Here is a 14,532-nt window from a genome sequence, read left to right on the forward strand (position 1 = left end):
GTAAAGTAGAGTGGCAAAGTATTTCATTGATCACCCTGTATTTGCCTGCGTCATAGCCATCATCATCACTCTGGTGGGAATCATTTCCGCCTACAACCTGCCTATTGCCCAGTATCCCCAGATCTCCAATCCCCGGATCAGTGTGCGGACCAACTATGTGGGGGCCAGTGCGGAGGTTGTGGAACAGTCTGTGGCCCAGGCCATTGAAAAGCAGGTCAACGGGGTGGACAGCATGGTGGATATGAACTCCACCAGTGACAACCAGGGCAACTACACCCTGGACGTAAAGTTCGAACTGGGGACGGATCCGGATATGGACTCCGTCAAGGTGCAGAATCGGGTAGCCCAGGCTTCTGCTTCTCTGCCCAGTGAAGTAAGCACCTACGGGGTCACCACCAAGAAGGAATCGGCGGAAACCATCATGTATTTCGCCCTGACTTCCCCCAACGGCACTTATGACACCCTGTTCATGAAAACCTATGGGGCCACCCAGTTCGTGGATGCCCTGAAGCGTGTGAAAGGGGTATCTGAAGTCAGCGAATATGGACCGGAACTGTCCATGCGGGTATGGCTGGATCCCATGAAAATGGCCCAGCTGGGCGTGACGGCGGCAGATGTAAAGAATGCCATTGCCAGCCAGAACGTCCAGGCACCTGCTGGGAGCATCGGGGCCCGGCCCAATGAGGCGGATCAGGAATTCCAGTATTCCGCCCGTGTGAAAGGCCGTCTCTCCACTGCGGATGAATTCGGCAACATCATCATCAAGAACAGCAGCGGGAATCTGCTCCGGGTAAAAGATGTGGCCCGGGTGGAATTCGGTCCCCGTGACGACAGCGTTACCTCCAAACTGGACGGAAAGAACGCCATGAACTACGCCATCAGCCTGAACACCGACGCCAACGCCCTGGAATCCGTGGCAGAAGTGAAGAAGGTGCTGGCGGAGGCGGAAAAGAACTTCCCGCCGGATCTGAAACTGACCATCGTACAGGACAACACCGAATATGTACGGGAATCCCTGAAGGAAGTGGTGGTCACCCTGGTGGAAACCCTGGTACTGGTGGTGCTGATCACCTGGGTGTTCCTGCAAAGCTGGCGGGCCACCCTGGTTCCTACCCTGGCCATCCCGGTTTCTCTGTTGGGAACTTTCGGGTCCTTCATCATTTTTGACTTTACCATCAATACACTGACACTGTTCGCCCTGGTGCTGGCCATCGGGATCGTGGTGGACGACGCCATCGTAGTGGTGGAAGCCGTGGAACACAATGTGGATGCCCTGGGGATGGATCCCAAGGAAGCCACCTACAACGCCATGCGGGAAGTATCCGGAGCCATTGTGGCCACTGCCTTCGTACTGCTGGCCGTGTTCCTGCCCGTAGCCTTCCTGAGCGGGATCACCGGGGTACTGTACAAACAGTTCGCCCTGAGTATCGTGGTGGCTCTAAGTATCTCCGCCGTAGTGGCCATGTCTTTGAGCCCCGCCGTGTGCGCCATGGTGATCAAACCCAAGGATCCCAACGGCAGCAAAGGATTCCTGGGCAAAATGTTCGGCTATTTCAACCGGTGGTTGGAACGGACCACCGGCAAATACGTAAAGAACGTGAAACGGCTGCTCCGGCATTTCAAACTGGGGCTGGTGGGACTGGCCATCGTCTTTGTGCTGATCGGCATGTTCTTCAAGCTGATCCCTTCCTCCTACCTGCCTGATGAAGACCAGAGCTTTGCCATGATGACGGCTTCTTTGCCGGAAGCGGCTTCCACCAACCGGACCACCAAAGTCACCAATGAAATGGTGGAAGAGATCCGGAAGATCCCCGGGGTGAAACATGTACTGCAAATCGTGGGCATCGATGTACTGTCCATGGGCAGAAAGCCCAATGCGGCCATCATACCGGTAAAACTGGATGATATCCAGAACCGGACCACGGAGGATACGAGTGTATTCAGCGTCCTGAAAAAGCTGAACATGATGGGTGCCCAGAACCCGGCGGCCACTTCCATGGCCTTCAACCAGGCCGTACTCCCCGGTCTGTCCAACACCGGGAGCCTGAGCCTGTACATCATGGATACCACCGGCCATGACACCAACACCATGGCCAAAGATGTGCAGACCATCCTGGGCAAGCTTCGGCAGCGTCCGGAACTGGCCACCATCTACACCACCTTTACCGATAATACTCCGGCCCTCCAGTTCGATGTGGACCGGGCCAAGGCGGAAAGCCTGAACGTGCCGGTATCCAGCGTATTCACCGCCCTCCAGGCCAACCTGGGCGGCAGCGAAGTCAACGACTTCAACCTGCTGGGCAAGACCTGGAAAGTGGTCATCCAAGCTGATCCCAAATACAGAGGGGATGTAAAGAGCTTCTCCAACCTGTATGTGGCCAGCACCACCGGGTCCCTGGTGCCTCTGAGCGCTTTGGTAACCAGCAAGGAAATTCCGGCTGCCCCAGTTATCACCCGGTTCAACGGGGCCCGTGGGGCCAAGATCGCCGGGTCTCCGGCCACCAACGTGTCCACCGGTCAGGCCATTGCCGCCATCGAAAGCGTGCTGAACAGCGAACTGCCCAGTGGGTATACCTACCAGTGGACGGACCAGAGCCGGGACGAAAAAGCCGCCGGGAACTCTTCCTTCATGATGTTCGGGATCTCCTTGGTGTTCGTGTACCTGTGTCTGTCCGCCCTGTATGAAAGCTGGACCCTGCCTCTGGGCATCATCTTCGCGGTGCCTTCCGCCGTTATGGGCGCTGTAGGCTTCCAGTTCCTCCGGGGGCTCACCAGTGATATCTACATGCAGATCGGGCTGATCGTGCTGATCGGGCTGTCCGCCAAGAACGCCATCCTGATCGTGGAATACGCCAAGATGAGAGTGGACGACGGCTGGGCTGTCATGCCCGCTCTGGTGGATACGGTTACGGTCCGTCTCCGTCCTATCCTGATGACTGCCTTCTCCACGGTCATCGGGGCTGTGCCTCTGGCCTGGGCCAGCGGCGCCGGTGCCGGCAGCCGTACCTCCATCGGTACCGCCATCATCGGCGGCATGATGGCTTCCACCTTCCTGAGCCTGTTCCTGGTGCCGGTCCTGTTCCTCACCATCGAAAAGGTCTTCCATCCCAAGGTGCCTGTAGGCTCCGTGGATGATCCGATTCCGGAAGAAAAGAAATAACGTGGTAAAGGACTGCTGCATTGCAGCAGTCCTTTACTGTCAATAGTCAATCGACAATTGAAAAGGGGCTGTTGCGTATGCAGCAGCCCCTTTTTTCTCCAAAAATCTTTGCTTTTTTTCATTGGAACGGATATAATAGTTTTTATTCTTGATTGTGTAAGGTGAAGGACACGTGAAACAAACAAATGGTACGAAAAAACTGCTCATTCAGGTTTGGCACCTGACCCGCAGCTATTGGAAAAGTGAAGAAAAGAAAAAAGCCTACGCCTTACTGCTGGCCATACTGGTGCTGACCCTGGCGGTGGTGGCCATGCTGGTGCTGCTGAACCAGTGGAACAATGCCTTCTATACAGCGCTCCAGAACTACCAGACAGATGAAATCTTCCATCAGCTGAAGCGGTTCACTGTGCTGGCTTTTATCTATATCATCCTGGCCGTTTACGCCTACTACCTCCAGCAGGTGCTGGTGCTGAACTGGCGGCGCTGGCTCACCAACCGGTACATCGACCGGTGGCTCCAGCACCGGACCTATTACCGGTTGGAAATGTTCGGGAAGGAAATGGACAACCCGGACCAGCGGATCAGTGAGGACGTGAATCTGTTCGTTACCAAGACCCTTGGGTTCTTTGTGGGGATCGTGAAGGCCCTGTGCACTCTGGTTTCCTTTGTGGTGATCCTGTGGCAGCTGTCCGGTCCCTTTTCCTTCGCCTTTTTGGGCCGTACCTGGCACATTGCCGGGTATATGGTCTGGGTGGCGGTGGCTTACGCCTCTGTAGGAACCTGGCTCACCCACCGGGTGGGCCACAAGCTGGTGGCCCTGAACTTCTTCCAGCAACGCCGGGAGGCGGATTTCCGGTTCAGCATGATGCGTATGCGGGAAAATGCGGAAAGCGTGGCATTCTATCAGGGAGAACAGCTGGAAGGGAAAGTGTTCAAGAAACGCTTCGCCCTGCTGCTGGACAACTTCTGGAAAATCGTCCTGAAGCAGAAACAGCTGGTGTGGCTGAATTCCGGCTATTCCCAGATTGCCATCATCTTTCCTTTTGTAGTGGCCATTCCCCGGTTCCTGCGCCGGGAACTGACCCTGGGGGGCCTGATGCAGGTGGCCACGGCCTTTGGCCGGGTCCAGGATTCCCTGTCCTACTTTGTGGACATGTACGCTTCCCTGGCGGAATGGCAGGCGGTGGTGGACCGGCTCACGGGGTTTGAGGAAGACATGGTCCGGGTCCAGGAAGCCGGCAGCCAGAGCCATGTGGAACGGGTGGAAAGCACCGGCGGCGCTGTCCGTCTGGAGCCTCTGGAAGTGGACCTGCCCAACGGACAGCCCATCCTGAAACCTCTGGACCTGACCCTGGAGCCGGGCACCAATGTGCTGATCAAGGGCATCAGCGGCAGCGGGAAAAGCACTCTGCTCCGGGCCCTGGCGGGGATCTGGCCCTTTGCCCGGGGAAAGGTAGCCCTGCCGCCCCAGGATCAGCTGATGTTCATTCCCCAGCGGCCCTATCTGCCCTTGGGGACTCTCCGGGATGCGGTGCTGTATCCCGGCACCCGGGAATTTTCCGACGAAACCCTGAAGGAGGCCCTGGAACAGTGCCGGATCGGGTATCTGGCAGTCCATCTTCAGGAAGAAGGGGACTGGTCCCATGTGTTCTCCATCGGGGAACAGCAGCGGCTGGCCTTTGCCCGGGCCCTGCTTTATCAGCCCCGGTGGCTGTTCCTGGATGAATCCACTTCCGCCCTGGATGAGGAAACGGAAGGGGCCCTGTACCGGACCCTGGGAGAAAAGCTGCCTGGGACCACCCTGGTCAGCGTTGGACACAGAAGCACGCTGCTCCGCTATCACCAGCGGGTGCTGGCTTTGGATAAAGAAACACATACAGCTTCTCTGGAAAGTGCGGAGAAGTGGGAAGAGCGCCTGCGGGCTCAATGAAAAAGGGGGAAGTTTGTTTATGAGTATTGCGTTGCTGAATCAGATCGACAGCTTTGTCTGGGGACCGCCCTTGCTGGTCCTGTTGGTGGGGACCGGGATTTTCCTCAGCTTCCGGCTGGGTTTCCTGCAGATTTTCCGTCTGCCCCGTTCCCTGAAGCTGATCTTTTCCGCGGAAAACCAGGGAGAAGGGGACATCGATTCCTTCAAGGCCCTGTGCACCGCCCTGGCTGCCACTGTGGGCACCGGGAACATTGTAGGGGTGGCTACGGCCATCAAAGCCGGGGGGCCGGGGGCCATCCTGTGGATGTGGATCGCCGCCTTCTTCGGCATGGCCACCAAATATGCGGAAGGCTGCCTGGCAGTGAAATACCGGACCGTGGATGACAAGGGACAGATTTCCGGGGGCCCCATGTACTACATTGAAAACGGGCTGGGCCGGGCCTACCGGCCTCTGGCCATTGCTTTCGCCTTCTTCGGGGTACTGGTGGCCTATTTCGGCATCGGGACCTTTGCCCAGGTGAACTCCATTGTCCAGATCACCCAGCTGAATGCCGGGATCCCGGTGGAATACACCGCCGTGGTGCTCACCATCCTGGTGGCGGCCATTACTCTGGGAGGCCTTCAGAGCATTGCCAAGACCGCATCCAAGGTGGTGCCGGCCATGGCTGTAATCTACATGGCTTCTACCCTGGGCTTCCTGGTGATCTTTGCGGACAAAGTGCCGGGGGCCATTGCGGAAGTGTTCTATGATGCCTTCCATCCCACGGCGGCAGTAGGGGGCTTCCTGGGAGCCAGCGTGCTGTTCGCCATGCGGAACGGGGTGGCCCGTGGGGTATTCTCCAACGAATCCGGCCTGGGGAGCGCTCCCATTGTGGCCGCTGCTGCCAAGACCAAATGGCCGGCGGAACAGGGAATGGTTTCCATGACCGGTACCTTTATCGACACCATCATCATCTGCACCATGACCGGTCTGGTAGTGGTGATCAGCGGTCTATGGAAAACGGATCTGAACGGAGCCGCACTGACCAATGCGGCCTTCCTCCAGGCTTATCCCCACTTCGGGGGCTACATGCTCATGGTGGGGCTGGTGCTCTTTGCCTTCACCACCATCCTGGGCTGGAACTACTACGGAGAACGGTGCATGGAATACCTGGTGGGGGTCAAAGGGATCATGCCCTACCGGGTGGGCTTCATCCTGCTGGTGGGCTGCGGGGCCTTCCTGAAACTGGAATCCATCTGGATCCTGGCAGATATCGTAAACGGCCTTATGGCCATCCCCAACCTGATCGCCCTTCTGGGCCTGTCCGGTGTGGTGGTGTCCGAGACCCGGAAGTATATGGAGCATGTGAAAGAGGAAAAGAAGAATGGTTCTGCTGCCTGAGCAGCAGAACCATTGACCATTGACAAAACGGAAGTCTCTCTGGGACTTCCGCTTTTCAAATTGTCATGGAAAGAAGAAAATAGTATAATGATAGGGCGAAAAAGGAACTGTTATTTTTGAAAGGAGATTCAACATGAAAGCTCGTACTATTGTCAATGATATATACGAAGTGGGGATCCGGGACTGGACCCTCCATGATTTCCACGGCTTTGCCACTCCACGGGGGGTCACCTACAACTCCTTCCTGATCATGGATGAAAAAATCTGCCTGATCGACGGGGTGAAGGCTCCCTTCGCCGGGGAACAGCTGAGCAACATCCGGACCATTGTGGATCCGGAAAAAATCGACTACATTGTAGTGAACCATGTGGAACCGGACCATTCCGGAAGCCTGCCGGCTCTGGCCCAGGCCTGCCCCAATGCCACCTTCCTGATCACGGTCCAGGGGGCCAATGAACTGAAGGAACATTACGGGGATATCTTCAAGACCCAGATCGTGAAAAAAGGGGATACCGTAAGCCTGGGCAAACGGACCCTGGCCTTCCAGCCCATTCCCATGCTCCACTGGCCGGATTCCATGGTCACCTACTGCCCGGAAGAACAGATCCTGTTCTCCAGCGATGCCTTCGGGCAGCACTACTGCTGCAGCAAGCTGTTCGATGACGAAACCGAAGTGGAAAACATGTTCTTCGAAGCCCAGAAATACTTCGCCAACATCCTGATGCCCTACCGGAAACTGGTACCCAATACGGTGAAACTGGTCCGGAGCCTGCCTCTCAAGATGATCTGCAGCTGCCACGGCTGCATCTGGCGTTCCCACATCGACGACATTCTGAGCCGGTACGAATCCTGGGGCAAGGGTGAAACCGTGGACCGGGTACTGGTGGTATTCGACACCATGTGGGGCGGCACTGCCGCCATGGCCCGGGCCATGATCAAAGGTATCGAAAAGCAGGGAATGCGGGTGAAGCTGTACCGGTATGAAAGCAGCCTGAAGGCGGATATCGTCAGCGACCTGCTCACCGCCAAAGGGATCCTGATCGGTTCTCCCACCCAGAATTCCGGCATGATGCCCACCATCGGCGGATTCCTTACTTACCTGAAGGGCCTGAAACCCACTGGCAAGAAGGCCGCTGCCTTCGGGACCTACGGCTGGGCCGGCGGTGCGGAAAAGGATATGGAAGCCATGATCAAGGAGTCCGGCATGGAACTGCTGCCCGGGTACAATGTGAAATGGCGTCCGCTGCCTGCTGAACTGGAAGCGGCAGAACAGTACGGCTACGACTTTGCGGAAAAAGTCAGCAAGGGAGAATAAAATCTGCCGGAACCAGCGGACCGGATGCCAAAAGGCGGAAGGCGCTGACCGGGACAACGGGAAAGGGGTTGTCGCAGCTGCGGCAGCCCTTCCCTTGTATCAGGAGGAACCATGGAAGATTTCATTGTGGGACGGAATGCGGTGCGGGAAGCCCTGCGCAGCGGCCGGCCCTTCAACAAAGTGCTGATCCAGGAAGGCAGCCACGGGGGCAGTCTCAGCGAGATCCTGGAACTGGCTCAGGAACGGAAAATCCCGGTGGAAAAGGTGACCCGGGAAGCCCTGGACCGGATTTCTGACGGGGTCCGTCACCAGGGGGTGGCGGCCCAGGGGGCGCCGGTGGCCTTCCAGGATCTGGATACGGTGCTGGCCCGGGTGGAAAGCCGGGGAGAAGTGCCCCTGCTGCTGCTCCTGGATGAACTCCAGGATCCCCAGAATGTGGGAGCCCTGATCCGGACCGCCAATGCGGCCGGGGTCCACGGGGTGCTGCTGCCCCAGCGCCGGAGCTGCCCTCTCAACGGAGTGGTGGCCAAGATTTCTGCCGGTGCCATTGAATATGTGCCGGTGATCCAGATCGGCAATATTGCCCAGACCATGAAGCAGCTGAAAAAGCGGGGCTTCTGGATCGCCGGGGCGGATATGGACGGGGAATCCCAGTATTTCGACGCCAACCTTACTGGCCCCATGGTGCTGGTGGTGGGGGCGGAAGGCAAGGGCCTGGGCCGTCTGGTGAAAGAAAACTGTGACTTCATCGTCCGCATCCCCATGCTGGGGCAGGTGTCCAGCCTGAATGCCTCTGTGGCAGGCGGGATCCTGCTCTATGACATTGTCCGGCAGCGGATCCTGGAAGGGCGGAAGAAGCCGTGAAGGGTGCAGAGTAAAGAGCACAGAGGCTGAGGCAGGCGGCATGCAGCCCCTCGGTCTCAACCTCGGAAGGAGCACAAAACACACCAGAGGGGGCGGGAACTGTTGCAGGAAGAACTGCGGAAAGTCTATGACACCCTGTCCGACGAAGAGCTGATCCAGCTGATCCAGGACCGGGATGACCGGCAGGCTCAGGAGTATCTGCTGGACAAGTACAAGGAATTCATCCGGATCCGGGCCAGCCGGTATTTTCTGGTGGGGGCGGAAAAGGAGGACATCATCCAGGAAGGGATGATCGGCCTTTTCAAGGCCATACGGGATTACCGGCCGGGAAAGCAGGCTTCCTTCAAGGTCTTTGCGGAAGTCTGCGTGAACCGGCAGATCATTTCTGCCATCAAAAGCGCCACCCGGCAGAAACACCGGCCTCTCAACTGTTATGTGTCCCTGGACAAGCCGGTGTTTGAGGAAGGCAAGGAACGGACCCTGTTGGACATGCTGGGGGGAAGCCACGGGGTGGATCCGGAAAATCTGCTGGTGGACCAGGAAGCCTTCAATGACATTGAGCGGAACGTCAGTGCCATGCTCAGCAGTCTGGAATGGCAGGCCCTATGCAAATACCTGGAAAGCAAAAGCTACCAGGAGATTGCCCGGGAACTCCAGCGGAGCACCAAATCCATTGACAACGCTCTTCAGCGGGTAAAACGGAAACTGGAAAAATATCTGGCCAGCCGGAACCATGAACTGGACCTGATGACACTGAACAAGGGACTTTTGATTATGGCAGCCAAGGAACATCTCCGGACCAGCCATAACAAGACTGATAGAATTGAAACAATCTGACAATTCGCTGGCCGGTGAAAAGAAGAAAAAAACTCTTTTGCAGGAATTCTCTTTTCTCACGGCGAATAACATGGTATAAACAGCGGAAAATCCATGCATCTAAGGGAGGGCGATACACATGAGTCAAATGGAAGAATTTCTGAAACAGGTGGAAGCCGTACAGGCAAAGGATGAAAAGGTCCTGGTCGTTACCGGGAAACCCGGCAGCGGCAAAAGCAAACTGCTCCGGGAAGCGGCGGAAGCCAAAGGCTGGGATTATGTGGATACCCGGCTTTTGATCACCGAAGAGTTCCTGAAGCTGCTGCCCAGTGAACGGAAGGAAAAAGCTCCGGAAATGCTGACGGAAGAACTGTCCGGCCACCGGGGAGATGTGATCCTGCTGGACCGGGTGCAGACGCTGTTCGTTCCCGTGTTCCACATTGATCCCAAGAGCGTCATCGATGCCCTGGGGAAAGCCTATACGGTAGTGCTGGCCTGGCCCGGTTATGTAAACGACGGGCTGCTGTGCTATGACAAGTTCGACGGCACGGAATCCATCCGGATCTCCGCCGCGGACTATACGGTGTGGGAAGTGGAATAACAGCCAGGAAAGGGTGAAGTCCAATGCAGGAAAAGAAAAGGGGAACCCTGGCGGTCCTTACCGGCGGAGGTGACTGCCCGGGCCTGAACGCCGTGATCCGGGCCGTGGTAAAGACGGCCATCCATCATGGATTTGAGATCTACGGCATTTCCAATGGCTTCCACGGGCTGATCTGCAACGACATGAAGCTGATGGGCCTGGAGGATGTTTCCGGGATCCTGCCCCGGGGCGGGACCATCCTGGGAACCACCAACCGGGACAATCCCTTCCATTATGCCGCCGGAGAAGATGAAAAAGGCAATGTGATCTATGAAGACCGGCGGGAAGATGTGGTCCGGAACCTGAAGGACCACGGCATCGGCTGTCTCATCGTCATCGGCGGGGACGGCAGCCTGAAGATCGCCTATGATCTCCACCGGTTCTGCGGGGTAAACGTAGTGGGGGTCCCCAAGACCATCGACAACGATCTGCCCTGCACGGAACGGACCTTCGGCTTCGATACGGCCATGGCCATGGCCACGGAAGCCCTGGACCGTCTCCATACCACGGCGGAATCCCATCACCGGGTGATGGTGCTGGAAGTCATGGGCCGGTATGCAGGCTGGATCGCCCTCCATTCCGGGATAGCCGGGGGAGCGGATGTGATCCTGATCCCGGAAATCCCCTATGACCTGGATGCGGTGATCCGGAAAATCCGCCGGCGCCAGCAGAATGGGAAGAAATTCAGCATCATCACTGTGGCGGAAGGGGCCAAACCCATCGGGGGCCAGCTGACCATTGCCCGGATGGTGAAGGAAAGTTTCGAACCTATCCGGCTGGGTGGCATCGGGGAAAAACTGGCCCGGGAAATCGAAGAGAAAACCGGCATCGAATCCCGGTGCACGGTTCTGGGCTACCTCCAGCGGGGAGGCTCTCCCACCGCCTACGACCGGGTGCTTTCCACCCGGTACGGGGCAGCGGCTGTGGAAGCCTGTCTGGATGAGGAATACAATGTGATGGTTTCCCTCCAGGCCAATCAGATCGTCCGGGTACCCATTGCCCAGGCGGCCTCCAAACCGCATCAGGTGCCGGTGGATTCGGACATTGTCCGGACCGGCCGGGAAGTGGGGATTTCTTTCGGGGACGAAAAGCCGGAAGAATGACTTTCTGAACAACCAAAAAAGAGAAGCACAATTTTTCTTAAACTCAGGGGAAAAATCCGTGTCTTCTCTTTTTTTTTTGCTCCGGATGCCATATAATGAACAAGTTCTTAAAACGAAATGGAATCTCAGACGAAGAAGAGAAGAAGGAGTGTGCATTGTGAGTGAAAATCTGATTGCGGTGCTGTTGGGCATTGTGGAAGGCCTGACGGAATTCATCCCCGTATCTTCCACCGGCCATATGATCATTGTGGGCCATATGATCGGCTTCGAAGGGAACCTGGCCAAGATCTTTGATGTAGTGATCCAGCTGGGGGCCATCCTGGCGGTGCTGGTGCTCTACAAGGAACGGTTCGCCCAGTTCCTGACCAAAGAGGGCTGGCAGCTGGGAAACGGGCTCACCGGCTGGCATATTGCCGCCGGCTGCGTGCCCACCATGGCTTTCGCCTTCCTGGTCCACTCCTTCATCAAGAAATACCTGTTCTCTCCGGCTACGGTGGCCATCGGCCTGGTGCTGGGGGCTTTGCTGATGATCTATGCGGAACATCGGATCAAGGGCCATGAAAAGGAACTGGTCCAGGATGTGGATCACATCAGCATCCGGCAGGCCCTGTACATCGGCTTCTTCCAGTTCCTGTCCCTGTGGCCCGGGTTCTCCCGGAGCGGCTCCACCATGGGAGGAGCCCTGCTGGTGGGGGTGAACCGGAAGGCCGGGGCGGACTTTACCTTCATCATGGCCCTGCCCATTATGGTGGCGGCCTGCCTGTTTGAACTGCTGAAGAATCTGGCCGGTCTCAGCGCCGGAGACCTGACGGTGCTGGCCATTGGGTTCGTCACTGCCTTCGTGGTAGGGTACCTGTCCATTGTCTGGTTCATGAAATTCCTCCAGCGGTCCACCCTTACCGCCTTCGGGATCTACCGGATCCTTCTGGCCCTGGTGACGGTCTGGTATTTTTATCTGTGAGAAAAGGGGCGGCTGCCGGTGCAGCAGCCCCCTTTTTTTCGGTTTATAAAATTCCTTACACTTTTTTTGAAAAACCTGTTGACAAAAACCCCATGTTCCTTTATACTTATCCTTGTTACGAACGAAAAGCGCTGGCATAGCTCAATAGGTAGAGCAACTGACTTGTAATCAGTAGGTTGAGGGTTCAATTCCTTTTGCCAGCTCCAAATATTCGTGACAGACAAATGTGGAGAGATTCCCGAGTGGTTAAAGGGAGCAGACTGTAAATCTGCCGCCTCTGGCTTCGAAGGTTCGAATCCTTCTCTCTCCACCAAACATCGCGGGGTGGAGCAGTTGGTAGCTCGTCGGGCTCATAACCCGAAGGTCGTTGGTTCAAGTCCAGCCCCCGCAACCACATGCTGATGTAGCTCAGATGGTAGAGCGTATCCTTGGTAAGGATAAGGTCACCAGTTCGATTCTGGTCATCAGCTCCAATTATGGCGGCGTAGCTCAGTTGGCTAGAGCAGTCGGTTCATACCCGGCCTGTCCGCGGTTCAAATCCGTGCGCCGCTACCATTACCAACACAGCCCCGTAAAGGGGCTATTTTAAAATCCAAAAAAATATTCAGAAAGCGTTGGGAGGTATTCTAATGGCTAAAGAGAAATTTGAAAGAACCAAACCCCATGTGAACATTGGGACCATCGGTCACGTTGACCACGGCAAGACGACCCTGACTGCGGCCATCACCAAGGTGCTGTCCGAAACTCCGGGCTGCAAGGCCACTTTCGAAGCCTATGCTGATATCGATAAGGCTCCGGAAGAAAGAGAACGTGGTATTACCATTAATACCGCCCACGTTGAATATGAAACCGAAACCAGACACTATGCACACGTTGACTGCCCGGGGCACGCTGACTATGTAAAGAACATGATCACCGGTGCTGCTCAGATGGACGGCGCCATCCTGGTTGTTTCCGCTGCTGACGGCCCCATGCCTCAGACCCGTGAACACATCCTGCTGGCCCGCCAGGTTGGCGTACCTGCCATCGTAGTGTTCCTGAACAAATCCGACCAAGTTGACGATCCTGAACTGATCGAACTGGTTGAAATGGAAGTCCGTGACCTGCTGAGCCAGTATGGCTATCCTGGAGACGAAGTGCCCATCGTTGTGGGTTCCGCTCTGAAAGCCCTGGAAGGGGACAAAGAACAGGAAGACAACATCCGGAAACTGATGAAGGCTGTTGACGAATACATTCCTACTCCTGTCCATGACCTGGCCAAACCGTTCCTGATGCCTATCGAAGACGTGTTCACCATCACTGGCCGTGGTACCGTAGCTACCGGCCGTGTGGAACGTGGCGTGATCAAAGTTGGGGACACTGTTGAAATCGTTGGTCTGTCCGACGAAAAGAAACAGTCCGTAGCCACCGGTCTGGAAATGTTCCGGAAGACCCTGGATCAGGCTGAAGCCGGCGACAACATCGGCTGCCTGCTGCGTGGTATCGACCGTACCGAAATCGAAAGAGGTCAGGTACTGGCCAAACCGGGCACCATCCATCCTCATACCAAATTCAAAGGTCAGGTTTACGTACTGACCAAAGAAGAAGGCGGCCGTCATACTCCGTTCTTCAACGGCTACCGTCCGCAGTTCTACTTCCGTACCACCGACGTTACCGGTGTTGCTCACCTGCCTGAAGGCACCGAAATGGTTATGCCTGGGGACAACGTGGTGATGGATGTTGAACTGATCACCCCGATCGCCATCGAACAAGGTCTGCGTTTCGCTATCCGCGAAGGCGGCCATACCGTTGGTGCCGGTGTGGTTACTGAAATCGAAGGCTAATCGAATCACCGGATGTAAAACTGAGGCCGACCTATCCATCGGCCTCACTTTTTTGTTGACATCCTGGCGGTTCTATGATAACCTTTATAGGCGGCTTTTGGGAATCAAGAGTTTTGAATGTAAGTGAGGTGTTAAGGAATGGCAGCTGGAAACCGTGTGGGTATTACCCTGGCTTGCACCGAATGCAAACAGCGTAACTACCAGACTACGAAGAATAAAAAGAACGATACCGAACGTATCGAAATCAAAAAGTATTGCAAGTTCTGCAAAAAGCATACGTTGCATAAAGAAACGAAATAAGGTGGAGCGATACTATGGCAGGAACTCAATTCACCCCGGAAGTAAAGAGCACCTCTGGTGTGGGTGGTTTTCTCCGAGAAGTGAAAACCGAAATGAAAAAGGTAACATGGCCCACCAAGAGGGAACTGATCGGGTACACCATTACGGTGATCCTCTCCTCTCTCTTTGCAGCTTTCCTGATCTGGGCTATTGATGCTGTCTTGTCCGTACTGTTTCGCTTAGTGATGGGAGTGCAGTAA

The 14,532-nt window shown here is 56.1% G+C and carries 12 protein-coding genes and 5 tRNA genes; all 17 read left to right on the top strand.

Going from position 1 to position 14,532, the window contains the following annotated elements; genetic code table 11:
• Positions 1–10 precede the first annotated feature (10 nt).
• On the top strand, positions 11–3,160 hold the full coding sequence (locus tag FX155_RS01855) for an efflux RND transporter permease subunit (RefSeq protein WP_022486789.1): 3,150 nt from the start codon (positions 11–13) through the stop codon (positions 3,158–3,160).
• 172 nt (positions 3,161–3,332) lie between these two features.
• Entirely contained in the window at positions 3,333–5,090 is a 1,758-nt protein-coding gene (locus FX155_RS01860; protein WP_326831100.1) for an ABC transporter ATP-binding protein/permease, read from the top strand.
• Between the two features lie 19 nt (positions 5,091–5,109).
• Entirely contained in the window at positions 5,110–6,471 is a 1,362-nt protein-coding gene (locus FX155_RS01865) for an alanine/glycine:cation symporter family protein (RefSeq protein ID WP_022486791.1), read from the top strand.
• A 133-nt stretch (positions 6,472–6,604) separates the two neighbouring features.
• Positions 6,605–7,786 (top strand): FprA family A-type flavoprotein, encoded by a 1,182-nt coding sequence (locus tag FX155_RS01870; protein ID WP_154487617.1) that lies wholly within the window; start codon positions 6,605–6,607, stop codon positions 7,784–7,786.
• Positions 7,787–7,897: 111 nt separating this feature from the next.
• Positions 7,898–8,650 carry a 23S rRNA (guanosine(2251)-2'-O)-methyltransferase RlmB gene (gene rlmB, locus FX155_RS01875; protein ID WP_022486793.1) on the top strand — a complete coding sequence of 251 codons (753 nt, stop codon included), beginning with the start codon at positions 7,898–7,900 and terminating at the stop codon, positions 8,648–8,650.
• Between the two features lie 102 nt (positions 8,651–8,752).
• Positions 8,753–9,487: an RNA polymerase sporulation sigma factor SigH gene (gene sigH / locus FX155_RS01880; protein ID WP_154487619.1), complete on the top strand. Its 735-nt coding sequence runs from the start codon at positions 8,753–8,755 to the stop codon at positions 9,485–9,487.
• A 118-nt stretch (positions 9,488–9,605) separates the two neighbouring features.
• Positions 9,606–10,067, top strand: coding sequence for a BREX-3 system P-loop-containing protein BrxF (gene brxF / locus FX155_RS01885; protein WP_022486795.1), 462 nt, complete (start codon positions 9,606–9,608; stop codon positions 10,065–10,067).
• A gap of 23 nt (positions 10,068–10,090) precedes the next feature.
• Positions 10,091–11,209, top strand: coding sequence for a 6-phosphofructokinase (locus FX155_RS01890; protein WP_022486796.1), 1,119 nt, complete (start codon positions 10,091–10,093; stop codon positions 11,207–11,209).
• A 157-nt stretch (positions 11,210–11,366) separates the two neighbouring features.
• Positions 11,367–12,170 (top strand): undecaprenyl-diphosphate phosphatase, encoded by an 804-nt coding sequence (locus FX155_RS01895; protein WP_308664058.1) that lies wholly within the window; start codon positions 11,367–11,369, stop codon positions 12,168–12,170.
• 130 nt (positions 12,171–12,300) lie between these two features.
• Positions 12,301–12,376 (top strand) — tRNA-Thr (locus FX155_RS01900).
• A 22-nt stretch (positions 12,377–12,398) separates the two neighbouring features.
• Positions 12,399–12,483, top strand: a tRNA-Tyr gene (locus tag FX155_RS01905).
• Between the two features lie 5 nt (positions 12,484–12,488).
• Positions 12,489–12,564: transfer RNA gene (locus FX155_RS01910), tRNA-Met, on the top strand.
• Between the two features lie 3 nt (positions 12,565–12,567).
• Positions 12,568–12,643 (top strand) — tRNA-Thr (locus FX155_RS01915).
• 5 nt (positions 12,644–12,648) lie between these two features.
• Positions 12,649–12,725: transfer RNA gene (locus FX155_RS01920), tRNA-Met, on the top strand.
• Positions 12,726–12,799: 74 nt separating this feature from the next.
• A complete protein-coding gene (gene tuf, locus FX155_RS01925; RefSeq protein ID WP_154487621.1) occupies positions 12,800–13,993 on the top strand; it encodes an elongation factor Tu in 1,194 nt (397 codons plus the stop codon).
• A gap of 138 nt (positions 13,994–14,131) precedes the next feature.
• Complete coding sequence (gene rpmG, locus FX155_RS01930) at positions 14,132–14,293, top strand: 50S ribosomal protein L33 (protein WP_022487512.1); 162 nt, start codon at positions 14,132–14,134, stop codon at positions 14,291–14,293.
• A gap of 14 nt (positions 14,294–14,307) precedes the next feature.
• Positions 14,308–14,532: a preprotein translocase subunit SecE gene (gene secE / locus FX155_RS01935; protein ID WP_022487511.1), complete on the top strand. Its 225-nt coding sequence runs from the start codon at positions 14,308–14,310 to the stop codon at positions 14,530–14,532.

Source organism: Acidaminococcus fermentans (assembly GCF_009696675.1).
In the GTDB taxonomy this organism is placed as follows: domain Bacteria; phylum Bacillota; class Negativicutes; order Acidaminococcales; family Acidaminococcaceae; genus Acidaminococcus.